The following is a 25,066-nucleotide window of genomic DNA, read 5'->3' as shown; positions in this document are numbered from 1 at the left end:
ATGAGGACGTTCCCCTCCACCGAGTCCAACCGTCGCATCCTCGCCGCTGTCCTCGTCACTGCGGCCGTCGGTACGGGATGCACCACCACCGTGGCCGGTACGGCGGTACCTGCTCGATCGGCCGACAGCGGAGAGTTCGACAAGCTGCTCGAGGAGTGCATCGCCGTCCCGGATCCCACCATCGCCGACACAGTGGGTGCCGACCTCGTCGATCAGTACTTCTACGGTGCAGTGTGCATGTGGACGGGCATCGGTGCCGCCGGGCTCATCGACGTGACCTTCGCCTGGTTCGAGGACGATGCGCTCGCTCGCGAGCGAGAGCTGGCCGATCGGCTCGGCTACGCGACCGAGAACGTCCCTGTTGCCGGCACCACGGCATTCCTGTCACGACGACCGGCCGACCCGTCGTCGTGCGGAATCAGCGCGGCGTATTCAGGCGTCATCACCTGGTGGGTGCAATACCGAGGCACCAGTCCGATCGACCCGTGCGCCGCCGCCACCGAGCTCGCGGAATCGACGCTTCGACGCAACCAGTGACCGCGCGTCACCCGACCCCGCCTCCGCCCCACGCTCCGCCGTGACAGACTCGAGTGTCGACGGTCACATTTTCGACGTGAGGAGACCGAGATGTCCGTGACGACCGATGCAGATGCCCGCCTGAGTGCGCTCGAATCCCTTCTTTCACCCGGCTCGGTGGTCACCGACCCGGACATCACCGAGGGCTATCGACGCGACTGGGCGAAGGATCCCGACGCGGGCACCCCGCTGGCCGTCGTGCGCGCACAGTCCACCGAGGACGTTCGTGCCGTGATGCGGTGGGCCACCGAGCACGCCGTGGCAGTCGTCCCACGCGGCGCGGGATCGGGTCTGTCCGGCGGAGCCACCGCCGTGGACGGCGGAATCGTGCTCACCACCGAGTTGATGCGAGAGATCACCGTCGATCCGGTGACCCGCATCGCCGTCGTACAACCCGGACTGCTCAACGCGGAGGTCAAGAAGGCCGTCGCCGAACACGGCCTCTGGTACCCACCGGATCCGTCCTCGTTCGAGATGTGTTCCATCGGAGGCAATGCGGCCACCAACGCGGGCGGACTGTGCTGTGTGAAGTACGGCGTCACCACCGATTACGTTCTCGGTCTCGAGGTCGTCCTGGCCGACGGTACCGCCGTCCGGCTCGGCGGGCCACGACTGAAAGACGTTGCGGGTCTGTCCCTTGCGAAGCTGTTCGTCGGCTCCGAGGGAACGCTGGGCATCATCACCGAGATCACTCTTCGATTGATTCCGGCGCAACCTCCCGCCAGTACGGTGGTCGCCTCGTTCGCGTCGGTGCACGACGCAACCGCCGCAATTCTGGCCATCACCCGGACACTGCGCCCGTCGATGCTCGAGTTCATGGACCGAGCTTCCATCGGTGCCGTCGAAGATGCCATGAACATGGGGCTCGATCGCGAGGCGGCGGCGATGCTCATTGCTCGGTCCGACTCCCCCGGTGCCGACCGAGGCCGCGAGATCGAGATCATGGCGGCCGCGTGCACCGAGGCCGGTGCTTCGGATGTGTTCACCACCGACGACCCCGACGAGGGCGAGGCCTTCGCTGCCGCGCGGCGGTTCGCCATTCCCGCTGTCGAGCGACTCGGCAGCCTGCTCCTCGAGGACGTCGGGGTTCCGCTGCCCGCACTTCCGGCCCTCGTCGACGGAATCGCCGAGCTGTCCACGAAATACGACGTGCTGGTGGCGGTCATCGCCCACGCCGGTGACGGCAACACTCACCCGCTGATCGTTTTCGACCCCGAGGACGCCGACATGACACGTCGCGCCCACATCGCATTCGGCGCGATCATGGATCTGGCAATCTCGTTGGGCGGCACCATCACCGGCGAACACGGTGTCGGTCGCCTCAAGAAGGCGTGGCTGCCCGATCAGGTCGGTGAGGACGTCATGGAACTGACCCGCCGAATCAAGACCGCTCTCGATCCGGCGGGCATCCTCAACCCCGGTGCCGTGCTGTGATCACCCGTCGACGGTGAATCCGTCCGCCACCGTCAGCACCTCGTCGAGGATTTCCAGTCCTTGACGAATCTCGTCCTCGGACGTCGTCAGCGGAGGGGCGATCTGGAGGCGATTGCCTGCGACGAACGGCCACAGTCCACGTGACTTCGCCGCGGCGGTCACCGTGCCCATCGCCGCCGCGTCCTTGCCCGACGCGGCGAAGGCAACCAGTGGCTCTCGGGTCGTTCCGTCCTTGACCAGTTCGACGGCCCAGAAGAATCCCTTACCGCGTATCTCGCCCACACTCGGATGCGATTCGGCCAGCTTGGACAGGCCCGCACCGAGTACGTCCTCGCCGACGTGACGCACGTGAGGAAGGATCTTGTCGCGCTCGAACACTCCGATGGAAGCCACGCCCGCGGCGCACCCGAGCACGTGACCGGAGTAGGTCAAGCCGCCCGGGTACGGCTTGTGGTCGAACTGCGAGGCGATCTTCTCCGAGATCACGACCCCGCCGAGGGGCACGTATCCGGAGTTGACGCCTTTGGCGAACGTGATGAGATCCGGTGTCACATCCCAGGCCTGGCAGGCGAACCATTCGCCGATGCGCCCGAACCCGACCATGACCTCGTCGGCGATGTAGACGATCCCGTACTTGTCGCACAGCGCTCGAACGCCGGCCAGATAGCCGGGCGGCGGGATCAGCACACCGTTGGTGCCGATGACAGATTCGAGGATCAGTCCGGCGATGTTCTGCGCACCTTCGAGCACGATGACCTGCTCGAGGTGTGCCAGCGCTGCGGCCGTCTCGTCCTCGGGAGTCGTTGTGCCCCAGGGTGAGCGGTACGGGTACGGCCCGAAGAAACGTACGACGTCGACGTTGGTCGGCTCGGTGCCCCATCGCCGCGGCTCGCCCGTGAGACCGATCGCAACTCCGGTTCCACCGTGGTACGAGCGATACGCGGCAAGCATCTTCGTACGCCCGGTGTGCTGTCGCGCCAACCGCACCGCATGCTCGACGGCTTCCGCCCCACCGGTCGTGAAGAACACTCGGTTCAGATCACCCGGTGCACGTTCGGCGATCAACGTGGCGAGTTCACTGCGCTTGTTGTTGGCCACGGTCGGGGAGATGGTCGTCAGAACCTGAGCCTGTTCGACGATGGCGGCGACCACGTCGGGGTGTTGATGACCGAGATTGACGTTGACCAACTGCGACGAGAAGTCGAGGTACCGGTTGCCCTTGTCGTCCCAGAACCACGACCCCTCCGCTCCCTCGACGGTGATCGGGTTCAGTTCGGCCTGCGCCGCCCAGGAGTAGAACACGTGATCCATCTACTTGCCGCCTTCCTCCAGTGTGACCTCCATCGGAGCGTACGACTCTCCGGTGACGTCCACTCCGTCGGCCTTCAACAAATCGAGCGCCTGCGTGACGTACTCGTTGGTGTACGCCTCGGCATCGGGATCGGCGGTCAGCACCGTCGATCCTTCGGCATTCTCGGTGCTCTTGGCGATGTCGACGGTCTGCTGCCAGGCCGCCTCGTCGATCATGCCGATGCCCTCCGCGGACGGCCAGATCAGTTTGTTGACCTCGTTGACCTGCCAGAGCTGGTGACTCGCGCCGAGTGTGGAGCCTGCAGCGACGGTGATGTCGCGGCACGTTTCGACGTTGTCGCGGCAGAAGATCCAGCCCTTCAACGATGCCGCCAGGAATTTGACGGTCTGCTCCTGGTAGGCCTCGTCCGAGAGCTTGTCGGTGTTGGCCCAGATCGCGTCCTGCAGCATCGCGACGCCGTCGTCGTTCCAGTTCAGCGTGGTGAAATCGTCTGCGGTGTAGAGAGCTCCGGTTGCCGGGTTCACGGTCTCGAGCAACTGAGCGTACTCGTTGTACGACATCGCCTGGGCTGCAGCGATATCACCGGACAACAGGCCGTTCATGTCGAACTGCTGCTGCACCAGCGTCACGTCCGCCGGGCTCACTCCCGCTTTCGTCATTCCGGCGAACAATTCGAACTCGTTTCCGTAGCCCCAGTTTCCGACGGTCTTGCCTCGGAGGTCCGCGGGTGAGGCGATGTTCTGATCCTCGAACGAGACCTGCAGGGTGCCCGACTTCTGATAGATCTGAGCCACGTCGGTGATGCCGGCTCCGGCCTCGCGGGATGCGAGCGCCTTCGGTACCCACGCGATGGCGTAGTCGGCCTGCCCCTGGGCAAGCACGGTTTGCGGGACGATATCCGTTCCACCGTCCAGGATTTCGACGTCCAACCCCTGTTCGGCATAGAAACCCTGATCGACGGCGGCGAGGTAGCCGGCGAACTGGCCCTGCTTGAACCACTGCAATTGCAGCTTGATCGTGGTATCTCCGTCGGCACCGGTGTCGGTGTCTGTCGTGGTGGTACTGCACGCCGAGGCGACCACTGCAAGCGCCATCACGGCGGCGAGAAGAGATCGGGGGGTTCGGGTGATCTTCACGTTCATCTCCTAGGTACGACGCCGGGACACGAGCTTCTCGAGCAGCAGAACAACCAGAAAGAAGAGCAAACCGACTGCGATGGCACCCATCACGTAGGCCCATGCCCGGGGGTAGGCCGTGTTCGCCGCGGCGGAGGTGATCCGCGACCCCAAACCGTTCTGCAGTCCACCGAAGTACTCGCAGATGATGGCAGCAATGACAGCATTGGGAGCGGCAACCCGCAACCCGGTGAAGATGTGTGGAACGGCGGACGGGAGGCGGACGATTCGGGTGAACTGCCAACCACCGACGGCATACGACGTCATGAGGTCGTGGTGCACGGCCGAGACCTGACGCAGTCCCTTCGCCGCACTGACGAAGACCGGGAAGAACACGACGATGGTGACCACGAGGCGGCGCGGTAGATCGGTGGTCGAGGAGAACATCGAGTTGAACACCGGCGCGAGAGCGACGATGGGAACGGCTGCGGCACCCGCTGCCAACGGGGTGAGCAGTTCGTCGACGATCCGCAGGCGAACTGCTGCCATCGCTGCCAGGAGACCGAGGACCGAGCCTGCGATCAAGCCCACGAGAGCGTTGGTTCCCGTTGCCAGACTTGCCGATCCGATGTTTCCGAGGTTTCGCACGAATTGCTCGGCGATGGCGCTCGGGGACGGCAGCAGGAACGACGGAACCCCCGCGACGACCGTGAGCATTTGCCACAGTGCGAGCGCCGCCGCCCCGAACACCACCGGTGGCAGCCACAGCTTCATCGCAGATCCGCACTTCGAACCGAACGGCCGTGCAGTGCATCCCGAACCGCGGTGATGGACGAGAAGAACTCCGCCGATTCGCGCGGATCGTCGTTCGTGTCGAATCTGTCGATCGTGAGTGTGTCGACGATCCGCCCCGGCCGAGCGGACATCACTACCACCCGATCGGACAGGTAGACCGCTTCGGGAATCGAGTGGGTCACGAACACCACTGCTGCGCTCGACTCCTCGGCGATGCGCAGTAGGTCGTTCTGCATCTTCTCGCGGGTCATCTCGTCCAGGGCACCGAACGGTTCGTCCATCAGCAGCAGTCCCGGTGTTCGGGCCAGCGCCCGCGCGATCGCCACTCGTTGCTGCATCCCACCGGACAGCTGGCTGGGAAACTTGTCGGCGAAATCGGTGAGTCCGACGAGGTCCAGTAGTTCGCGAACCCGTTCTGCGCGTTCCTTTTTGCGAACCTTGTGGAGTTCGAGCGGCAATGCGACGTTGGATTGCACTGTGCGCCACTCGAGCAGCCCGGCCTGCTGAAAGGCGATGCCGTACTTCTGATCGACGCGGGCTCGGCGAGCAGTCAGACCGAACACCGAGGCAGTACCGGACGTGGGTTGCTCGAGATCGGCAACGATACGGAGCAACGTCGACTTACCGCACCCCGAGGGCCCGATCAGCGAGACGAATTCGCCGGGGGCGATCGCGAGCGATATGTCCTCCAACGCAGTCACTCCCCCGTCGAACGTCTTTCCGACGCCCTCGACGAGTACCGCATGCTCGGTCATGACCGATCCTTTCGACCCGGCGAGCGACCGGCGTACCGACCCAGTGCGATGTCGAGCAGTGACACCAACCCGGTCACCACCAGTCCGAGCACCGCTGCGCCGAGAACGGCTGCGTAAAGGCGGGATGCGTCTCCTGTTGCCTGCTGCGAGAACACGATGATCTGCCTGCCGATACCGCCGGTCGTTCCGGTGGAGATCTCGGCGACCACGGCACCGATCACGGCAGCGGCCGCGGCCAGACGCAGCGCCGGAATCAGATGAGGCACCGAGGCGGGTAGGCGTAGTCGAACCAGTGTGGTCCACCATCCGGACGCGTAACTGTGCATCAGGTCCAACGCTGCCCGATCGGGTGCACGCAGGCCGCGCAGCATCCCCACCGCCACCGGGAAGAACGCAAGATACGACGCGATGACGGTGATGCTCATCCACGGCTGCCAGGCGTAACCGCCGATCGCGATTTTTCCGCCCCACCCTGCGACGAGCGGTGCCAACGCGATCAGTGGAACCGTCTGCGAGACGATCACATACGGCAGCACGGAGCGCTCGACCCACACGAATCGTTGCATCGCCACCGCCAGCAACAGCCCGACCACCGTCCCCAGCGCGAACCCGAGTACCGCGAGCCCGAAGGTGAACAGGCCACTGGACACGATCGCCGCACCGACACTGCGAGCCCCCGCGACGTTCACCTCCGGCTCGGTCAGCGCTGCCAACACCGACCACACGTGCGGTAGCGCTCCGTCGTCGGTGCGGGGCAGCACCCGCACGCCGGCGATACTCACCCCGTTGTCGGGGACGAGCACTTTCACCGACTCCCAGAACACCAGCAGCACGCCGACGGCCCCCACTGCCATCAACGGACGCCGCGCTCCTCGATGCGCACCGGCGGGAGCAGGCGTCACCACCGAGGCCTGATCGAGAACACCCGTCACGACGTCGCCGTCACGCTCGGGCGGATCTGCGGAATTATGCTCTCCCCGTACGCTTCCAGCGTCGCTGCCTTGGCATCGTGTTGCAGGTACACCGAGAACTGATCGACACCGAGAGCCTCGAGATCTTTCAGCTTCGCGATGTGATCGGCCGGGGAGCCGAGCAGACAGAACCTGTCGATCACCTCGTCCGGAACGAACTCTGCGTGCGAATTGCCTGCGCGGCCGTGCTCGTTGTAGTCGTACCCTTCACGCGCCGCGATGTAGTCGGTGAGTGCCTGTGGAACACCGCTGCCGTCGCCGCCGTACCGCGAGACGATATCGGCGACGTGATTGCCCACCATCCCGCCGAACCAACGACACTGATCTCGGGCGTGTTCGAGCCCTGCGTCGGTACCGTCGGTGACGTAGGCGGGAGCGGCGACGCAGATCGAGATCGAATCCGGATCGCGACCCGCCTGCTCGGCCGCAGCGCGGACCCGGCCGATCGTCCACGCTGCGATATCGGGATCGGCCAGCTGCAGAATGAACCCGTCCGCCACCTGTCCGGTGAGCTCGAGGGCTTTGGGGCCGTACGCAGCTACCCACACCTCGAGTCGGGACCGCTCCGCCCACGGAAACTGCACTGTCGTCTCCCCGATCCGGGCACTTCGCCCATTGGCCAAGCTACGGATCACCTCGATCGATTCCCGCAGCGTGGCAAGGGTTGTCGGCTTCCCACCGAGGGCGCGGACGGCCGAATCACCGCGGCCGATGCCGCAGACGGTCCGATTGCCGAACATGTCGTTGAGCGTCGCGAACGTCGATGCGGTCACCGTCCAGTCGCGGGTGGCGGGATTGGTGACCATCGGACCGACGGTCACCCGCCTCGTCGCGGCCAGAATCTGGCTGTAGATGACGTACGGTTCCTGCCACAGCAGATGCGAATCGAACGTCCACACGTGCGAGAAGCCATGTGTCTCCGCCTGTCTGGCCAGGTCGACCACACGGGACGCCGGCGGATTGCACTGGAGCACTACCCCGATGTCCATGGCTCAGATCAGATTCTGCGACAGGTCGCGCCGGACGAATCGGCCGTGTCCCGCAGTGCCGGAATAGGATCCACCGTCGACGATGATCCGGCCACGCGAGATCACGGTGTCGACATGGCCGTCGATCTCGAAACCCTCGTACGCCGAATAGTCCATGTTCATGTGGTGGGTCTTCTCGACGCCGATGCTGGTGTGTCCGTTCGGGTCGTAGATCACGATGTCCGCGTCGGCACCGGGGGTGATGACGCCTTTCCTCGGATACATCCCGAACATCCTGGCCGGGGTGGTGCAGCAGACGTCGACCCACTTCTCGAGCGTGATCTTGCCGCTCTTGACACCCTGGAACATCAAATCGATGCGGTGTTCCACCGAGCCGATCCCGTTGGGAATCTTCGAGAAATCACCGATACCCATCTCCTTCTGATCCTTCATGCAGAAGGGGCAGTGATCGGTACTGACGGTCGAAACGTCTCCGGTGCGCAGGTATCGCCACAACTCGTCCTGATGCCCCTCCGCTCGCGACCGCAACGGCGTCGAGCAGACCCACTTGGCACCCTCGAAGCCCGGAGCGCCGAGCTGTTCCTCTAGCGACAGATACAGGTACTGCGGACATGTCTCGGCAAAGACGTTCTGTCCGTTGCCCCGGGCCTGCGCGATCTGTTCAAGGGCCTGCTTGGCAGAGACGTGTACGACGTAGAGCGGTGCACCGGTGACGTCGGCCAACATTATCGCTCGATGCGTCGCCTCCTCCTCGAGCTGCCACGGCCGTGACGTGCCGTGGAAGTACGGGGCCGTGTCTCCACGGGCGATCGACTGAGCAACGAGAACATCGATCGCGATGCCGTTCTCCGCATGCATCATCAGCAGTGCACCCGTTTCGGCGGCGGACTGCATGGCGCGCAGGATCTTGCCGTCGTCGGAGTAGAACACACCCGGGTAGGCCATGAAGAGTTTGAAACTGGTGACGCCCTCGGATACCAACTCGCTCATGGCTTTCAAGGAATCGTCGGTCACGTCGCCGATGATCTGATGGAATCCGTAGTCGACGGCACACTGCCCCGCGGCCTTCTCGTGCCATTGCGCCAGAGTGTCCTGGACGCGCTGACCGGGAGTCTGAATCGCGAAGTCCACGATCGTCGTCGTGCCACCCCACGCCGCTGCGCGCGTTCCGGTTTCGAAGGTGTCGGAGGCGAACGTACCGCCGAAGGGCATCTCCATGTGAGTGTGCCCGTCGACCCCACCCGGGATCACGTATTTTCCGGTCGCGTCGACGACCACGTCCGCCGAGGTCTTCAGGTCCGCGGCCAGGGAGACCGATCCGGGTGCCAGTACCGCGACGATGCTCTCGCCGTCGATGAGCACATCCAATTCCTGTGCGCCGGTAGTGGATACCACTGTCCCGCCGTGCACGAAGGTGGTGGCCATCAGGGTTGCACCAACGGGCCGTATGCGTCGGGTCTACGGTCACGATAGAAGGCCCACCGGTCGCGGACCACCTTGATCAAATCCATGTCCAGGTCGCGCACGATTATTTCGGATTCGGAATCCGACGCCACCTCGCCGACGAATTTGCCTTCGGGGTCCACGAAGTAACTGGTTCCGTAGAAGTCGTCGTCACCGTATTCGGATTCGATTCCGACTCGATTGATCGCGCCCACGTAGTACTCGTTCGCGACGGCGGATGCGGGCTGTTCGAGCTTCCACAGGTAGTTCGACAGGCCCCGCGAGGTGGCCGAGGGATTGAAGACGATCTCGGCACCGGCGAGGCCCAACGCCCGCCAACCCTCGGGAAAGTGCCTGTCGTAGCAGATGTACACACCGATTCGGCCGACCGCGGTGTCGAACACCGGCCACCCCAGGTTTCCCGGGCGAAAGTAGAACTTCTCCCAGAATCCGTTCACGTGGGGAATGTGGTGTTTCCGATACTTGCCGAGATAGGTGCCGTCCGCATCGACGACGGCAGCGGTGTTGTACAGAAGTCCGGGTTGTTCCTGCTCGTAGACGGGCAGAATCATCACGATGCCGAGTTCCTTCGCCAATGCGGCGAAACGGTCGACGGTCGGCCCGGGTACCGATTCTGCATACTCGTAGAATTTCGCATCCTGCAATTGACAGAAGTACGGACCGTAGAAAAGTTCTTGGAAACAAACGACTTTCGCGCCCTGCTCGGCGGCGGACCGAGCAAACCCCTCGTGCGCCGCGATCATCGATTCTTTGTCACCGGTCCACTTGCTTTGGACCAGAGCAGCTCGAACTGTGGACATCATTGGCACTCCATCTCTCGCTGGCTTGCACCCTCAAGATATTTTGCGCCGTGTTACGGGATCGTTCGTGCGGTTTCGTACGTATTAATCGTCCGAACTGTTCACGAGTGCGGAAGCAGTGCACGCACGGCGTCGATGGAGTCCGCGGTGGCAAGGTTCTTGTCGGGTCGATACCGGAGTACTCGCGCGAACCGCAGTGCAACACCGCCCGGATAGCGTGGGCTGACCTGCACGCCGTCGAGTTCGATTTCGACGATCAGCTCGGGTCGCAGGTACACGGTGTGCTCGTCACGCTCGCGCTCGTGTTTCGGGAATTCGTCGGTCTGCCATTGCAACAGAACGTCGGTCAGGCCTTTGAAGGTCTTACCGACCATGATCGGGTCACCGCCGTCGGGATCGCGAGCTCCGAGGTGCAGGTTGGACAGGTAACCGGTGCGACGCCCGTATCCCCACTCGGCTCCGAGCACAACGAGGTCGAGGGTGTGCTCGGGTTTGACCTTCTGCCAGCTCTTTCCGCGGCGGCCTGCGGCGTACGGAGCACCGAGCGCTTTGAGCATGATCCCTTCGTGCCCGGCGTCGAGTGCCGCGTCGAAATGGGCTGCTGCCGCGTCCGCGTCGGGCCTGACGACACTGGGAATTCGGTGTCCCGGTGCCACCCGGTCCAGTGCAGCCAGACGCTGCTCCAACGGGGCATCGAGCAGGTCGACACCGTCGAGGTGCAGGCAGTCGAAGAAGTAGGGCTGCAGCAGTAGCTCGTGCGCACTCTCGGCACCGAACCGACTCATCGTTTCCTGGAAAGGTCGCGGGCGGCCGCTGTCTTCGAGCGCGAGGGTCTCACCGTCCAGGACCACGGAGTCGCACGGCAGCGCGAGAACCAGATCCACCAGCTCGGGCACACTCGCAGTGATGTCGCGCAGAGTGCGCGTGTAGATGCTCACGTCGGTTCCGGAGCGGTGCACCTGAATTCGCGCGCCGTCGAGCTTGTATTCGACGGTGACATCGCCGGAGAGCTGTTCCCATGCGCCCCGCAGAGACTCCGCGGGCGAGGCCAGCATCGGCCGGACCGGGCGACCCACCTCGAGCCGAAATGCGTCCAGCGCTTCGACGCCACCGGTGATGGCAGCGATCGCAGTGGCAGGCAACCTCCCCGAGAGCATGAATGCGCGACGCACCGAGGCCTGCGGCAGATTCGTCGCGGCGGCGACAGCGTCGACCATGATTCCTTCGAGCGCGCCCTGACGCAGCTCACCGGTGACGAGCCGGATCAGAAACCGACGCTCCTCGGCTGTGCTCCGGGAGAACAGGGCCGTCAGCAGCGCCACCCGGCGAGCAGCAGAACCGGCCCCCGACGTCGCCGCGACCGACGATATCGCCTCGTCCACCTCGGCAACCGTCAGTGTCGAATCCGCGGCAGCCGCGACGTCGAGATCGGCCAGCGTGCGCCAGCCGACACCTATCCGACCCTGCGGCAACTCCCCCGAGAGCCACGAGACAGCAGGCTCGATGTCACCGGCTGCCGCTTCGGCCAGGAGCGCGCTCAGCTGCTCGATCTTGACCTTGCGCGAGCGCGTCGCTGCCACGGCACGGGAGGTTTCGACGATCCTCGACATCAACACACACCGAACATAACCGCCCCCACCGACAGCGTGCTGACATCCAATTGTTACCGCTGTGACTCGAGCGACCCGTGTTGTTGCTGTTACGTTCGATTCATGTCAGCAACGTCCGTGCGACACAACGCACGGGCGACGTGTCAGCTGAATCCCAGAACGCGGTCGCCCCACGCAGCGCGCATGTCGCCGTCGGGGTCGTCGACGAGAGTGTCGGATGCATCGATCACCAGCGTCCAGCGCGTCTTCTCGGTGTACGGAGCCCAATGCTTGGACGCATCCAACGCAGCGGGGACGCCGTACCGCGCGAAAGCGAGCCAGCGTCTCTGCATCCGCGCAGACACCGCCATTGCCGGCTTTCGGCCACCGAGCCAGAAGGTGGGGTCTCGGTTGAGCGTTCCGAAATTGCCGAAGACGTACGGCAGTTCGGTCGCGTGGCCGGCTCCCACTCGTGCGGCCTTGAGCATCGGTGTCGCATGATCGAATCGGTACATCCATGTCGGCGAGTGCCTGCTGTGCCCGTCGGCGATCCACACGCTCGGCATGAGGAATCCCGCGTCGCGCGATATGGCTTGTGCCCCGGCCGGTTTGTCTCGGTCCGGGTACGCCGCCATGATCTCGGCCACTCGATAAGCAGGCAGATCCGCGTGGTCGTGAGCGATGGCGCGGAACATCTCGGAGACCGTGTCGGAGGTGATCGGCATCAACGGAGACTTCATGAATCGAAAGATCGAGGGCTCGTCGTGGTTGGTGCCGATGATCAACGGGATCTTGTGCGAGAGACCCTTCTGGAAGGCCGCCACGGGATAGCGCGGAACGATATCTCCGTCGACGACCGGCGAAAGACCAAGTGTCCCAGGCACTGTCGTCGGGATCTCGTAGCAGAGTGTGTCACCGGCGGTGACCAGCCTCGTGAAATGCATGTCCAAGAGTTCACCGATGTCCGCCGGCTCGACGCCTACCAACTCCAGGAACCTCGAGGCCACCGCGGCTCCGCGTTCGGGGCCGTACACCGAGGTCGCAGGCGCGCTCTGCACGATCGCTCTCTGGAACAGACCCTCGGCCTTCGGCGAGGTCATCAACGTGGTGACCGACGCTCCCCCGGAGGATTCGCCGAACACCGTCACCTGATCGGGATCGCCGCCGAACGCCGAGATGCACTCGCGGACCCACTGCAGTGCGGCAATCTGATCTCGCAGTCCCAGATTGGTCTCGAAGGTGTGCTCGTCGGTGGAGAACGACGACAGGTCGAGGAACCCGAACGCACCGAGACGAAAGTTGATGGTCACCACCACCACATCGCCGTTCTCGCTGAGGTTCCTCCCGTCGTACACCCGCTGTGCCGACGATCCGAGCGAGTAGGCGCCGCCGTGGATCCAGACCAGCACCGGCCGCAGTTCTGCCTCGGGACGGGGAGCCCAGACGTTGAGCGTGAGACAGTCCTCGGAAATCGACAGCGACGGATCGATCGGCACCGGACTGTCGCGGCCCTGCGGAGCCATCGCACCGAACTCGAGGCCGTCGAGCACTCCCGCCCAGGGCTGCAACGGTCGCGGCGCGCGGAACCGGAGCTTGCCCACCGGAGGCGTCGCGTAGGGAATACCCCGCCAGGCCACGATCGGCGACGTATCGGCATCGACCGGATAGCCGAGAACCTCGCCGTAGGGCGTGCTCACGAGCACGGTCGAATCGGACGCAGCGGAGTCGGACGCGGTGACCATGGAACCTCCCGTTCGGTCGTTGCCCAACGTACCAACATCAACCGTCCCCTCGGCGACGTTACTCACAGCGTCGACGCCCGCGAGCGAAGGAACCGGCGATGAAGAGAATCGGATGTGTCGCAGTGGCAGTCGTCGGAGCATGCATGCTCGGAGGGTGCGGTGCGAGCGGTGAAGGCGACGGTCCGATGGCAACCGTGATCACCGACCGCCCCACCCCGGTCGCCACGGCTCCCTCCGTGCCCTCTGCCACGTCGGCATCACCGTCCACCACATCGATCGCCACGCCGACGTCCACCACGGTGGCGCCGACGAGTCCTGCTGCAGCCCAGGCAAAGCCGCAGGACTACGCAGGCAAGGCACCCGGTTGGTACTACTTCTCGAGCCCCAGCGGAAAATTCGAGTGCGGTATCGCCGTCCTCGAATCCTCGATCGCCGGATGCCACGGATCACTCCCCGATTCGGCACCCGAGGTTCCCGGCAGCGGAGCGTCGGGGACGGCGGTGAAACCGAATGCCGTACAGCTGATCGCCGGGTCCCCGGCGAAGTTCGAGAGCCTCGGCGATCCCAAGTTCCACCGTTTCGACGGGCCTGCGACGGCCTTGCCGTACGGCGAAGTTCTCACCGTGCCCGGAAGTGGTTCCACCAACGGCCTGCAGTGCAGCGTCGACCAGAAGACCGGGGTCACGTGCTCCGATCAGGTCGGCCACGGTTTCACCGTCTCGAACGAGGATTTCGACCTTCGCTGACGGTCTCGTTCGCGCGGCAAATTACCAGGCGTAATGTCCGGGGACGGTACGACAATCCCTGCCGTACGGTCTCCCCAGCGGCCGACGCCCGTGCGCGCGGCCGGAAGGTGCATCACACATGAATCAGACCTCGGACCGCCACACAGCGAAGGTCATCGGCGTCAGCATCGCCGCTGCTGTGGGCGGGTTCCTGTTCGGCTTCGACAGCTCGGTCATCAACGGCGCTGTCGACTCGATCGAAGATCATTTCCTCCTCGGCTCGTTCACCACCGGCTTCGTGGTGGCGATCGCCCTCATCGGGTGCGCAGTGGGCGCCTGGTTCGCCGGCAGCCTCGCAGATCGTTGGGGACGCAAGAAGGTCATGCTGCTGGGCTCGGCCCTGTTCGTCGTTTCCTCGATCGGCTCGGGATTGGCGTTCAGCGTCCCCGACCTGATGCTCTGGCGAGTGCTCGGCGGACTCGGAATCGGCATCGCTTCGGTGATCGCACCGGCGTACATCGCCGAGATCGCTCCCGCCAAATGGCGCGGTTCCTTGGCCTCGCTTCAGCAATTGGCCATCACCATCGGCATTTTCGCTGCTCTGCTGTCCGACGCTCTTCTCGCCGGTGCCGCCGACGGCGCGTCCAACGACCTGTGGTTCGGCATCGAGGCATGGCGCTGGATGTTCCTGGTCGGCGTGATTCCCGCTCTCGTGTACGGGTTGCTGGCAACCCTGATCCCGGAGTCTCCGCGTTACCTCGTCGGTCAGCATCTCGACGAGGAAGCGGCCCGCGTACTCGCCGAGATCACCGGTGAGCTGCACCCGGACGAGCGCGTCCACGAGATCAGGCTGACGCTGCGCAAGGAGTCACGCTCGTCGTTCGCCGATATTCGCGGGCCGAAGTTCGGCCTGCAACCCATCGTCTGGGTGGGCATCACGATGGCCGTGCTGCAACAGCTGGTCGGCATCAATGCGATCTTCTACTACTCGACGACGCTGTGGCGTTCGGTCGGCTTCTCCGAGGATCAATCGTTCACCACCTCCGTGATCACCGCTGTGATCAACGTGGTCATGACGTTCGTGGCGATCCTGTTCGTGGACCGAATCGGTAGGCGCAAACTGCTGATGGGGGGTTCGATCGGCATGTTCGTCGGGCTCGTCATGGCGTCGGTGGCATTCTCGCAGGCGACCGGCAGCGGCGACGACGTCACGTTGCCCGCTCCGTGGGGTGCGATCGCGTTGGTCGGGGCCAATCTGTTCGTCATCTTCTTCGCCTCCACATGGGGACCGATCATGTGGGTCATGCTCGGTGAGATGTTCCCCAACCGCATGCGTGCCATGGCGCTCGGCATCGGCACGGCAGCTAACTGGATGGCCAACTTCGCTGTCACGCTTGCCTTCCCGCCGCTGACGTCGTCCGTGGGGCTGTGGGCGATCTACGCAGGATTCGCTCTGTTCGCCGCGCTCTCGTTCTTCTTCGTCAAGGCCAAGATCAGGGAGACCAAGGGCATGGAACTCGAGGACATGCTGGGCTGACGCCGGACCGCAGATGCAGGGGCGGCACCAGCGCCACCGGGTGAGCGGTGTTACTGTCGCTTTCGTTCTGACACGGGGTGTGTCCGCCGATGCGGATGCTGAGATCAAACCCGCCGAACCTGATGCAGGTAATGCTGACGAAGGGATGTCAAGGCGATGACGCCTGTTGTATCTGCGGACCCGGTCCGCTTCACCGATCTACTGTGGGATGCGTCCGAGAACATCCGACGCGCGATCGACGACCTCGAGTTTCTCCGGCTTCTCGGAGCCGGAACACTTCCGCTCGATGCGTTCCGTCGGTATCTCGAGCAGGATTCGCTCTATCTCGGTGGGTACGTCAAGTCGCTGTCACTACTGGCTGCACACGCGCCGAACCCGGTTGCCGGAGCATTCTGGGCGAGCGCCGCCGCCAGCGCGATGGACGAGGCCGCCTCGCACGAAGAGATGCTGACCGGTGGAGCGCTGCCCGCGTCGACCCGGACACCCGAGCCTTCACCGGCATGCCTCGGTTACACCTCCTACCTCACCGCGATTGCGGCAACCGAACCGTATCCTGTTGCAGCAGCGGCTGTTCTGCCGTGCTTCTGGATTTACGCCGACGTGGGCCGCTCACTCGCCGGTGCCGCGAGAGCGGTTCTCGATCGCGATCCCGACCACCCGTACGCGCGGTGGGTGGCCGCGTACGACGCACCCGAATTCCATGCGATCGTCGACGCCGCAAGGACATTCGTGGACGACGCGGCGGCTGCCGCGACTCCGGTACAGCGAGAGCAGATGATCGACGCCTTCGTCGTGGCATCGCGGTACGAATTGATGTTCTGGGACAGCGCTTTGCATCCCACTCCGTGGCCGCTGGCCGAGAGTGCGGTGCACGCATGAGAACCGCTCGGATCCTCGCCGCGTTGGCGGCGGCCGTCGTTGCCACGACCGGACTGGTGGGCTGCTCGCAGTCGACGGACTCCGACACCATTCGATTCGCGTTGGACTGGACGCCGAACACCAACCACACCGGCCTCTACGTGGCGCTGCAGGAAGGCTACTTCGCCGACGCCGGTCTGGACGTGGAGATTCTGCCGTACAACAACACCGCGGCGGACACTCTCGTCGATGCCGGAAACGCCGAATTCGGTATCAGTACACAGAGTTCGGGTGTGTTCGCCACTTCGGCGGGCGCGCAGATCGTCTCGGTCCTCGCGCCGCTCCAACATTGGGCGACCGGCATCGGTGTCCGCGCAGATCGAGACGACATACCGAGCCCGAAGGCACTCGACGGCAAGGTCTACGCCGGCTTCGGCGAATCCGGTGAGCAAGCCGGACTCCAGCAGGTCATCAAGAACGACGGTGGCACAGGCGAATACGAGACCGTCGTCCTGGGAACCTCGGCGTACGAGGCGGTGTATTCGGGGACCGCGGACTTCACCGTCTCCTATTTCGCGTGGGAAGGCATCGAAGCCGAGCACAGCGGAACCCCGATGAAGTACTTCGACTACACCGACTACGGCTTTCCCGACGCCTACGCCATCACGATCAGCGGCAACGAGCCCTGGCTCGCAGCCCACCCGGACCAGGCCGAGAAGTTCGTCCAGGCTCTTCAGCGCGGCTACCAACTCGCCGCCGACGATCCGGACAAGGCCGCACAGGATCTGATCGACGCCAATCCGGGAACGTTCACCGACGAATCGCTGGTCTTCGAGAGCCAGGAGATGCTCGCGGCGAAGTACATGAAGGACTCGTCCGGCGAAGTAGGACGACAGAGTATCGACAAGTGGACGGCGTACTCCAAGTTCCTGTACGACAGTGGCGTGTTGGCCGATCAGAACGGCGCGCCTCTGACCGCGGAGCCGGACTGGTCGACCTACTTCACCAATGACTACCTCGGCGATCGATGAGACGGTGGCCGCTGATCGAGTTTCCTTCTCGCTCAGCGGTATCCGAGCCTCGCTGCGTTGGGCGTGGCCGGCGCTGACCGTCGTCGTTCTGATCATCGCCGCCTGGCAGATCTACGTCGAGATCAGTGGCATCCGCCCGCAGGTGCTGCCGTCCCCCGGCCGCGTGGTGGTCCAGGGTTGGGCGCAACGCGATGCGATCGCCGAGAACGCAGCGGCAACCCTGCAGGTGACCCTCGTCGGGTTCGCGGTCTCCCTGTCCCTGGCCTGGTTGCTGGCCATCGCGGTGGACTTCTCGCCGTGGCTGCGTCGCGCGTTCGTTCCCCTCTTCGTCGTATCGCAGACGCTTCCGATCATCGCGATCGCGCCACTGTTGATCATCTGGTTCGGCTTCGGGCTGCTTCCGAAGATCCTGGTGATCGCTTTGGCGACGTTCTTCCCGATGGCCATCGGACTCATCGAGGGTTTCGCGGCGGCCGATCGAGACGCGCGATCGCTGCTGGCCAGCATGGGTGCCTCGCGCTGGCAACAGTTTCGATACGTGCGGCTACCGTCGGCGCTACCCCGGTTCTTCACCTCCCTGCGCATCGGAATCACCTACGCCGTGGTCGGCGCGATCTTTGCCGAATATGCCGGGGCCAGTGCCGGACTCGGCATCTACATGAGCCAACAGAAGAACTCGTTTCGTACCGATCTGGTTCTCGCCGCGGTTGCCGTGACGGCCGTGATCAGCGTGGTCCTGTTCGTCTCCACCTTCCTGGTGGAGCGGTTCGTCGCGCCTTGGGCGCGCCACGGGTCGGTTGGTCTTCATGTCTGACCCCGACACCTGCATCGACGTTCACGATCTCACCAAGTCATTCGGCGACAAGCCCGTACTCGACGGCGTGTCGTTCAGTGCTGGCCCCGGCGAGTTCCTGTCGATCATCGGCCCGAGCGGTTCCGGTAAGAGCACGGTGTTCAACATGCTGGCCGGACTCGACAAGCCCGACTCCGGCACGGTTCGAGTACCGCCGTGCGCCTACATGCCGCAGAAGGATCTCCTGTTTCCATGGCGTTCGGTGCTGGACAACACCACCCTCGGGCTCGAAGTGCAGGGCGTTGCCAAGAAGGAGGCGCGAGCGCGGGCACGCGAGCTGTTCCCGGTGTTCGGCTTGGACGGGTACGAGTCGGCCAGACCGTCCGAGCTCTCCGGCGGCATGCGCCAGCGGGCGGCGCTGCTGCGCACGGTGGTGCAGGGACGATCGGTACTACTGCTCGACGAACCCTTCGGGGCACTGGACTCGTTGACTCGAAGCGATATGCAGGCCTGGTTGCAGCAGGTCTGGTCGGAGTTTCGGTGGACGGTCCTGATGATCACGCACGACATCCGCGAAGCGGTCTATCTCTCCGATCGCGTGATCGTTCTCTCCCCCAGACCGGCACACGTTCGACGGCAGATCGAGGTGGCTCTGCCACGTCCACGCGGGCTCGAGATCGTCACGACGCCGCAGTTCGCGGCGGTCGAGAAGCAGTTGATGGACGTTCTGCTCAGCGCGCCGACGCCCTGACCGATACCCGCTGGCGAGTTCGGTCGACGCAGGGCTCAGTCGACGCAGGGAATGCCGCCGTCGCTGTGCACACCCTCGTCGGGGGCTGCCGCCGGACCCAGGGACGGATCCTGTGCGGCGACCTCGATCGGGGGCGGCGGCGTTGCGGGATCAGCTGCCGCGGTGGTCGGCGGTGCCTGCACAGGTACGTCGCCGATCAGCCGGGCTGCCTCGGCCCGGACGGCGTCGACGTCGACGAGATTGACGTCCTGCCCGTCGATCGTGTCGTAGCCGGTGATCGGGAGCGTGTAGAAATCGATGTCTCCCTGCATAACTGCACCGGCTTCGCCTGCAAGCTTCACCGGATCCAAGGACGCGTCGATCACGACGTCGTTCTTGGTACCCGCGACGAGCGCCCGGAGTTCGCCGATGTTCGCCATGACACCGGAGGTGCTGAGCTTGGCCATCACTCCTGCCACGAAGGCCTGCTGCCGTTTGGTTCGATCGAGATCGCCGTTGTCGAGGCCGTGGCGTTGCCGGACGAAGGACAGCGCCTGCGAAGCGCTCAGTTCCTGCGCGCCCGCGGCGAAGTCCGCCCCCGAATAGTTGTCGTGTACCGGATTGTTCAGGCACACCTGAATCGGCCCGACGGCTGTCGCGACGTCGTAGAAGCCCAGCAGGTTCACCTCGGCGAAATGATCGATCGGCACGTCGAGCAGGTCACGAACCGCGGTCAACGTCGATCGCCGACCCGCGTCGCGTGCTCGACGCTCACGTTCGGCCGAATCGGTGACGCCCTCGTCGAGCAACTGTGTATCGGCGTCGGCTTTGGCAAGTCCGTACGCCTCCTTGATCTTTCGCTTGCCGTATCCGGGAACGTCGACGTAGTCGTCGCGAGGTATCGACAGCGCAGTCGCCCTCCCTCCGTCGGCCGGAAGGTGCACCAGCAGCAGCGTGTTGGTGTTGTAACCGCCGACGTCGCTGTCGCCCGCATGCAGCGCATCGGTGACGAACTCGGCAGGCAGGTCGTTGCCGTCCATGTCCTTGCGGCTGTCGAGACCGATCAACAGAATGTTGGTGTCCTCGCCGTTGCCGCCAGGATCATTGTTCGCGATGCCGTCGAGCGCGTCCGACGTGGTCAGCCCCGTGGTGGCTTCGCGGTACACCGCGAACCCGATTCCACTCACCGCGATCGAGGCAACTGCCGCAGTGGCGACGACAATTCGGCCGATTCGGAGTGCGAGACCGCGGTTGCGCGACGGCGTCCTGATGCGATGGCGCCCTGATCCACGTTCACCGCGGGTGGTGTCGTTACCTGGGCCGTTCGAGAGCACCTCGCCAGGCTACTCGGCGCTCACCTGGTGGTTGCTCCACCCAATCGCAACGCAAGATCGTCGACGGCGGAGAACGCCGCCTCGAGATTGGCTCGTGCCTGCGGAATCTGCGGTGCGAGCGCCGGCACCCGCTCGGCGAGTGTCAAGTCGACCGGGACGAAGTGGACGTCCATCCCCAGCGCAACTCCGAGCACCTGTCGCAGTTGCGCGGTGGTGTGGTCGGAGGACGCGTTGTCGGTACCGGGGGTGTAGTCGTTTCCCCGACTGGTCACCACGACCACGGGCTTGCCGACGAGAGGTGCCGTGTCACTGTCGAACGGAACAGTGACACCCGGAACGTGTACGTAGTCGATCCATGCCTTCAGGGTCGACGGGATCGACCAGTTGTACATCGGCGCGCCGATCAGCACCGCGTCGGCCGAGATCAGTTCCTCGATCAGTTCGACCTGCAACGCCTCGGCGGACGGCTCCACGATTTCGTCGGCGGTTCGCAGGCGAGGTGCCCAGTGCAGCGCCGAGGTGGGTAGGTGGGGCAACGGACTCGAATGCAGGTCTCGATGGATCACCGAGTGGTCGGTGCCGATGCCATGCCAGGCGTCCGAGAAGCGGGCCGTCACCCGACGGCTTGTCGAACGATCCGGGTCGGCGGACGAATCGAGGTGCAACAACTGTGGCACTGGAACACTCCTCACATGCTGGGTGCTCCGAGCCTATGCGTACCGACGCCCGCGCCCACTCCTATCCTGGACGAATGGACTTCCGATTCGTCATGCCTGCTCTCGAGTCGCGATCGGCCAACTCGTTGGCGGCAGTCGTTCACGAGCGAACCGGAGCGGACGTCGACCTCAGAATCGGCGGTTCGGAGGTTCGACTCGACGACGCATCACGCAGTGCGGTCTTGGAACTTCTGACCCAACTCTCTACCGGCCGGGCGGTGGCCATCGGAACCGTGGACGAGTTGTTGACCACTTCGCAAGCTGCCGAGGTCCTCGGTGTCTCCGACACCTACGTCAGACGGTTGGCCGACGCGGGCGACCTATCGATCGAAATGCGCGGCACGCACCGACGATTCAGGCTCGAAGACCTTCTGCGGCAGCGTGATCGATTCCGGTGAGGGTACGCGTTGCGGTCACCCTGCCTCGCGTTCGATGTGCTGGGACTGGACGGTCATGAGATCGCGAAACGCCTGCCCGGCAGCCAGCCAGAGTTGTTCGGAGTCGATGTAGTCCACCCCTCTGATTTCGACATCGCCCAGGTACGCGCCGACGTCGACCGACAACATTCCGATGACCGAAGAGACGTCGGCATCGAGATAGGTGGATTGGGTGTTCTGCAGCTCGCGGAACTGAGCGGAGAAGAACTCGGCCGGGATTCTCCGATCGACGAACTGGGCGATGAGGAACAGAAAACGGGACGCATGGGCCGTGCCCGTCCGGAAGGAATGTTCCATGGTGAAAACCTCTCCCCACGGTCGACAGCACCCCTCGCACTGTCGACCGTTGAGCTCGCTGGTACCCGAATTTCGATGCGCGGACGAACTCTCGAACATCGATTCGACCCAGGGGCTAAAGCAGGGAGCTCGTCCTACCAGCGCTAGGTTAATCGGACCTTTGTCCCGTTTTTGCCGGATAGGCCAATTTGGTGAGCAATCACAACAGAGCAGTCGTGCGCTGCGGTTTCCTACTGAAACGATCCCAACGGAGCTCGATCCGGAGTGTCCAGCTGCCAGAACTGCCAACCGTCGCGCTCCTCGACGTCCCCACTGATGTGCGTGGCTACTGCACTGGCGGCGACGGAGGGATTGTCGAACCGTCGACCCTCCATCGGCCCTGCGGTGATCTCGAGCCGTTGCGTCTCGGGGTCGTAGCGGCCGCTCAGCCGATAGCCCTCGCAGTCGGCAACGACGCGTACTCGGTTGTCCACAACTTCCTCTTCGACGGCTGCCTTGGCCGACTTACGAGGCGTCTTCACCCGTGGAGTACGAACCCACGTCTGTTCGGGTCCGAGATCGACCGTTGTGTCCAAGGTTGCACTCAGACCGAGCAGGTCCCAACGCTCACTGCCGTGCAGCACTCTGTCCACCGCGATTGCATGATGCCCAGTCCTGGTACGGAGGGGCGAATCCTGGACCCACAGGTCGACTTCTCCGCGAATGTCGGTGGCCATCTCCTCGGACGAGACCATGTAGAAGCGCGGCTCTTCGTTCGCGAGATCGACGAACACCCAGTACGAGGATCCAGTGTCGTCACTCTCGAGCGATTCGTCCTGCCTGCGGGCTTTCCAGTCACCCGTCACCTTGGATCGCACTCGGACTATGCACGAGGAACTGCCGTCCATGGACCAGACCTGCACGGGGTTACGCCGCGACGTCGTCAGCCGCTCTGCGCGACCACCGCGCTGAGCGACGGTTCGAATGAATGCCTTGATTCCCCGGTCGGATGTGTCTTCCACGGATTGCCACCTTCAGCCTCGAGAGCGCCCCGTGCTTATGAAGAGCGGTGTTGCGACGGGTGGCGCTCGCACGACTCGGTTTCCCTCACCCTACTGCGTCGATGCGTGCTCGAGTAACCGCAGAACTCTCCACGGGACGAGTGCCGGTTACGGTGGTGACACCGAACTCGGCGAGGAGGTACCACCATGACTGTCGAGATCACCCATGACAGTGCCGACCATCGATTCGAGATCCATGTCGATTCCGAGTTGGCGGGCTACTCGGAATACCTGGAATCGGACGGTTCCAGAACGTTTCATCACACTGTGACGCTTCCGCAGTTTCGCGGCCGAGGACTTGCCGCTGCGCTCACCGAATTCGCTCTCGACGACACCAGCACGCAGGGACTCCGCGTTGTCCCTACGTGCTGGTTCGTTCGCGACTTCATAGCAGCCGCGGGTGATCGCTACTCACATCTGGTGGAGACCTGACTGTCACCGGCTGAGCGACATCACCCCGATGCCGATCTCGGAGTCCGATTCGCAGTCGTTCGAGGCCACGGCCCCCATGGCCTCACTCTCGCGTGAATCCGATTCTGCGACAACTGCTTCGGCAGCTCTTTCTTCCGCCACCCGACGCCGTTCGTAATTCTGCACACCACGCGCGACGCGTTGTCGGTGTTCGTTCAGGATCTGTTCGTAGTAGTACATCTGTTCTCCTACAACAAAAGTGGACGCCGGACACAGGGCATTGTTGTGCGGCGAAGTATTGGTCAGATTGCGAAATTGGGTCAACCGATTAGCACCGATTGGGCCGAAGGCCTACTCAGAGAGCATGATCGGCGACCATGGCAAACCGCGTGCAGACAACTCGACGGCGTGCGTAATTCATTTCTGCTGCCATTGTCCACCTCCACGGTCTCTGCGATGTGCCAGTGTCACGATCATGCACGGCCGCCGCCCCGAACTCCACCGATTAAATTCGACGCTAGAGGCGCACGCGTTGTGGTCCACGAATCAGGTTGGCATAGCGGCTATTTGGCAACCAGTAGGCATTGCGGACGACATAGGCCGACGCAACGAACCGACACACCGTGTACTGCCCGATGAAACTCTCGTCTACTGCCACCGGAGTCGAGGTCGAGAGTCCCAGCTCGCAAACGCGCGCGCGTTCGCGCTCCCGTCTGCAGCCCGCACTCGCGTCACGCACCGGCACCCGACTTCAGCCCCGGAGTTCAGCCCTGGGTGTCCGCAAATGCGCGCGCCTTTGTCGGGTGCGCGGGAAATGGCGGGTGTCCGAGCCGCGATTGTGCGCGCGGTTGGCGACTGCGCGCGCGTTTGTCGCGGGGATGTGGGCTGATGCCGGCTGCGGTGGTGGTGGGCGGTGGTCGGGTCGAGATCGGGTAGGCGCTCGCTGCTGTGCGGTGCTCGCCATTCCGCGAATGCGCGCGCGTTCGTTGGGTGCGCGGGGATTGGTGGGTGTTCGGGGTGCGATTGTGTGCGCGGTTGGCGAATGCGCACGCGTTTGCCGCCTGTGGATGTGAGCTCATCGGGTCGGGTGGAGGCTGATGCCCGCGTCGGTGGTGGTCGCCGTTCCGCGAATGCGCGCGCGTTCGTTGGGTGCCCGGGAAATGGTCGGTGCTCGGGGTGCGATTCTGCGCGCGGATGACAACTGCGTGCGCGTTTGCCCCCCTGTGGGTGTGAGCTGCTCGGGTCGGGTGAGGCTGATGCTCGCTGCGGTGGTGGTCGCCGGTGTGCGCGCCGGCATCCGGGTTCGGCCCTGATCGTCGCGAATGCGCGCGCATTTGTCAGGTGCGCGGGGATTGGTGGGTGTTCGGGGTGCGATTGTGCGCGCGGTTGCCGATTGCGTGCGCGTTTGCCCCTGTGGGTGCGGGCTAATTCGGCACGGGTGTGGTGTTTTGTGGGGTGTGGTTTCGAAATGCAGAACACCCCCGGACCGGGTGGTCTGGGGGTGTTCTGGGAAATTGTGTTCGGCGGTGTCCTACTCTCCCACACCCTGTCGAGTGCAGTACCATCGGCGCTGGAGGGCTTAGCTTCCGGGTTCGGAATGGGACCGGGCGTTTCC

25 protein-coding genes, 1 rRNA gene and 1 riboswitch are annotated in these 25,066 nt (G+C 64.1%); of the genes, 10 read left to right on the top strand and 16 right to left on the bottom strand.

Translation table 11 applies throughout. The features are described 5' to 3' along the window. Both CH306_RS15720 and CH306_RS15715 read left to right on the top strand, forming a co-directional pair. Positions 1 to 537, top strand: coding sequence for a DUF3558 domain-containing protein (locus tag CH306_RS15720; RefSeq protein ID WP_094647077.1), 537 nt, complete (start codon positions 1 to 3; stop codon positions 535 to 537). A gap of 90 nt (positions 538 to 627) precedes the next feature. Further along, positions 628 to 2,010 carry an FAD-binding oxidoreductase gene (locus tag CH306_RS15715; protein ID WP_094647076.1) on the top strand — a complete coding sequence of 461 codons (1,383 nt, stop codon included), beginning with the start codon at positions 628 to 630 and terminating at the stop codon, positions 2,008 to 2,010. Here CH306_RS15715 and CH306_RS15710 read toward each other — a convergent pair whose 3' ends face one another. The 10 genes from CH306_RS15710 to CH306_RS15665 all read right to left on the bottom strand — a co-directional run bounded on the left by CH306_RS15710 (position 2,011) and on the right by CH306_RS15665 (position 13,542). Then, the gene (locus tag CH306_RS15710; protein ID WP_094647075.1) at positions 2,011 to 3,321 is read right to left on the bottom strand and encodes an aspartate aminotransferase family protein; all 1,311 of its coding nucleotides are present in this window, start codon (positions 3,319 to 3,321) and stop codon (positions 2,011 to 2,013) included. It abuts the gene before it with no gap. Further along, positions 3,322 to 4,464, bottom strand: coding sequence for an ABC transporter substrate-binding protein (locus CH306_RS15705; RefSeq protein ID WP_256981177.1), 1,143 nt, complete (start codon positions 4,462 to 4,464; stop codon positions 3,322 to 3,324). 3 nt (positions 4,465 to 4,467) lie between these two features. After that, positions 4,468 to 5,211, bottom strand: coding sequence for an ABC transporter permease (locus CH306_RS15700; protein WP_094647074.1), 744 nt, complete (start codon positions 5,209 to 5,211; stop codon positions 4,468 to 4,470). Further along, positions 5,208 to 5,987: an ABC transporter ATP-binding protein gene (locus CH306_RS15695; protein WP_094647073.1), complete on the bottom strand. Its 780-nt coding sequence runs from the start codon at positions 5,985 to 5,987 to the stop codon at positions 5,208 to 5,210. The genes CH306_RS15700 and CH306_RS15695 overlap by 4 nt, the downstream gene beginning before the upstream one ends. Beyond that, on the bottom strand, positions 5,984 to 6,919 hold the full coding sequence (locus tag CH306_RS15690; RefSeq protein WP_094647072.1) for an ABC transporter permease: 936 nt from the start codon (positions 6,917 to 6,919) through the stop codon (positions 5,984 to 5,986). The genes CH306_RS15695 and CH306_RS15690 overlap by 4 nt, the downstream gene beginning before the upstream one ends. Continuing rightward, positions 6,916 to 7,947, bottom strand: coding sequence for a TIGR03842 family LLM class F420-dependent oxidoreductase (locus CH306_RS15685; protein WP_032393473.1), 1,032 nt, complete (start codon positions 7,945 to 7,947; stop codon positions 6,916 to 6,918). The genes CH306_RS15690 and CH306_RS15685 overlap by 4 nt, the downstream gene beginning before the upstream one ends. A 3-nt stretch (positions 7,948 to 7,950) precedes the next feature. Beyond that, positions 7,951 to 9,372 carry a dihydropyrimidinase gene (gene hydA / locus CH306_RS15680; RefSeq protein WP_045194399.1) on the bottom strand — a complete coding sequence of 474 codons (1,422 nt, stop codon included), beginning with the start codon at positions 9,370 to 9,372 and terminating at the stop codon, positions 7,951 to 7,953. Beyond that, positions 9,372 to 10,211 (bottom strand): nitrilase-related carbon-nitrogen hydrolase, encoded by an 840-nt coding sequence (locus CH306_RS15675; RefSeq protein WP_197914655.1) that lies wholly within the window; start codon positions 10,209 to 10,211, stop codon positions 9,372 to 9,374. Before CH306_RS15675 ends, hydA begins: the two co-directional genes overlap by 1 nt. A 101-nt stretch (positions 10,212 to 10,312) precedes the next feature. After that, positions 10,313 to 11,827, bottom strand: a complete 1,515-nt coding sequence (locus CH306_RS15670) for an ATP-dependent DNA ligase (RefSeq protein ID WP_094647071.1) — start codon at positions 11,825 to 11,827, stop codon at positions 10,313 to 10,315. A 137-nt stretch (positions 11,828 to 11,964) separates the two neighbouring features. Next, the gene (locus CH306_RS15665; protein ID WP_032393469.1) at positions 11,965 to 13,542 is read right to left on the bottom strand and encodes a carboxylesterase/lipase family protein; all 1,578 of its coding nucleotides are present in this window, start codon (positions 13,540 to 13,542) and stop codon (positions 11,965 to 11,967) included. A 98-nt stretch (positions 13,543 to 13,640) separates the two neighbouring features. Here CH306_RS15665 and CH306_RS29495 point away from each other — a divergent pair, with 98 nt between their 5' ends. From CH306_RS29495 to CH306_RS15635, 6 genes are all read left to right on the top strand, one after another. Next, positions 13,641 to 14,288: a hypothetical protein gene (locus CH306_RS29495; RefSeq protein WP_256981176.1), complete on the top strand. Its 648-nt coding sequence runs from the start codon at positions 13,641 to 13,643 to the stop codon at positions 14,286 to 14,288. Positions 14,289 to 14,406: 118 nt separating this feature from the next. Next, the gene (locus CH306_RS15655; RefSeq protein ID WP_032393467.1) at positions 14,407 to 15,804 is read left to right on the top strand and encodes a sugar porter family MFS transporter; all 1,398 of its coding nucleotides are present in this window, start codon (positions 14,407 to 14,409) and stop codon (positions 15,802 to 15,804) included. Between the two features lie 63 nt (positions 15,805 to 15,867). Beyond that, positions 15,868 to 15,967: riboswitch (TPP riboswitch) on the top strand. Next, positions 15,961 to 16,683 (top strand): TenA family protein, encoded by a 723-nt coding sequence (locus CH306_RS15650; protein WP_094647088.1) that lies wholly within the window; start codon positions 15,961 to 15,963, stop codon positions 16,681 to 16,683. Its footprint overlaps the riboswitch before it by 7 nt. After that, on the top strand, positions 16,680 to 17,693 hold the full coding sequence (locus CH306_RS15645) for an ABC transporter substrate-binding protein (RefSeq protein ID WP_094647070.1): 1,014 nt from the start codon (positions 16,680 to 16,682) through the stop codon (positions 17,691 to 17,693). Before CH306_RS15650 ends, CH306_RS15645 begins: the two co-directional genes overlap by 4 nt. Further along, positions 17,671 to 18,507, top strand: a complete 837-nt coding sequence (locus CH306_RS15640) for an ABC transporter permease (RefSeq protein WP_094632293.1) — start codon at positions 17,671 to 17,673, stop codon at positions 18,505 to 18,507. Before CH306_RS15645 ends, CH306_RS15640 begins: the two co-directional genes overlap by 23 nt. Beyond that, positions 18,500 to 19,237: an ABC transporter ATP-binding protein gene (locus CH306_RS15635; protein WP_094647069.1), complete on the top strand. Its 738-nt coding sequence runs from the start codon at positions 18,500 to 18,502 to the stop codon at positions 19,235 to 19,237. Before CH306_RS15640 ends, CH306_RS15635 begins: the two co-directional genes overlap by 8 nt. Positions 19,238 to 19,272: 35 nt before the next feature. On the opposite strand, the gene CH306_RS15630 is transcribed toward CH306_RS15635, so the two are convergent. Beyond that, entirely contained in the window at positions 19,273 to 20,550 is a 1,278-nt protein-coding gene (locus tag CH306_RS15630) for an LCP family protein (protein ID WP_094647068.1), read from the bottom strand. A gap of 20 nt (positions 20,551 to 20,570) precedes the next feature. Continuing rightward, positions 20,571 to 21,227: an FMN-dependent NADH-azoreductase gene (locus tag CH306_RS15625; RefSeq protein ID WP_094632299.1), complete on the bottom strand. Its 657-nt coding sequence runs from the start codon at positions 21,225 to 21,227 to the stop codon at positions 20,571 to 20,573. A gap of 74 nt (positions 21,228 to 21,301) precedes the next feature. On the opposite strand from CH306_RS15625, the gene CH306_RS15620 reads away from it, so the two are divergent. Continuing rightward, positions 21,302 to 21,664 (top strand): helix-turn-helix domain-containing protein, encoded by a 363-nt coding sequence (locus tag CH306_RS15620; RefSeq protein ID WP_032393460.1) that lies wholly within the window; start codon positions 21,302 to 21,304, stop codon positions 21,662 to 21,664. Positions 21,665 to 21,679: 15 nt separating this feature from the next. Here CH306_RS15620 and CH306_RS15615 read toward each other — a convergent pair whose 3' ends face one another. Together CH306_RS15615 and CH306_RS15610 are read right to left on the bottom strand one after the other, a co-directional pair. After that, positions 21,680 to 22,000: a hypothetical protein gene (locus CH306_RS15615; protein ID WP_032393530.1), complete on the bottom strand. Its 321-nt coding sequence runs from the start codon at positions 21,998 to 22,000 to the stop codon at positions 21,680 to 21,682. A 230-nt stretch (positions 22,001 to 22,230) separates the two neighbouring features. Then, positions 22,231 to 23,001: a hypothetical protein gene (locus CH306_RS15610; RefSeq protein ID WP_045194378.1), complete on the bottom strand. Its 771-nt coding sequence runs from the start codon at positions 22,999 to 23,001 to the stop codon at positions 22,231 to 22,233. A 186-nt stretch (positions 23,002 to 23,187) separates the two neighbouring features. Between CH306_RS15610 and CH306_RS15605 the strand changes: the two genes are divergently transcribed. Further along, positions 23,188 to 23,472 carry a GNAT family N-acetyltransferase gene (locus CH306_RS15605; RefSeq protein ID WP_094647067.1) on the top strand — a complete coding sequence of 95 codons (285 nt, stop codon included), beginning with the start codon at positions 23,188 to 23,190 and terminating at the stop codon, positions 23,470 to 23,472. A gap of 3 nt (positions 23,473 to 23,475) precedes the next feature. On the opposite strand, the gene CH306_RS15600 is transcribed toward CH306_RS15605, so the two are convergent. After that, on the bottom strand, positions 23,476 to 23,691 hold the full coding sequence (locus CH306_RS15600; protein ID WP_094647066.1) for a hypothetical protein: 216 nt from the start codon (positions 23,689 to 23,691) through the stop codon (positions 23,476 to 23,478). A 1,278-nt stretch (positions 23,692 to 24,969) separates the two neighbouring features. Further along, positions 24,970 to 25,066 (bottom strand): 5S ribosomal RNA (rrf, locus tag CH306_RS15590); the annotation flags it as partial.

This window comes from Rhodococcus sp. 15-725-2-2b, from assembly GCF_002259075.1.
Lineage (GTDB): Bacteria > Actinomycetota > Actinomycetes > Mycobacteriales > Mycobacteriaceae > Rhodococcoides.
Note: the sequence above shows the minus strand (reverse complement) of the source record. Positions and strands in the feature narration are given on the sequence as shown.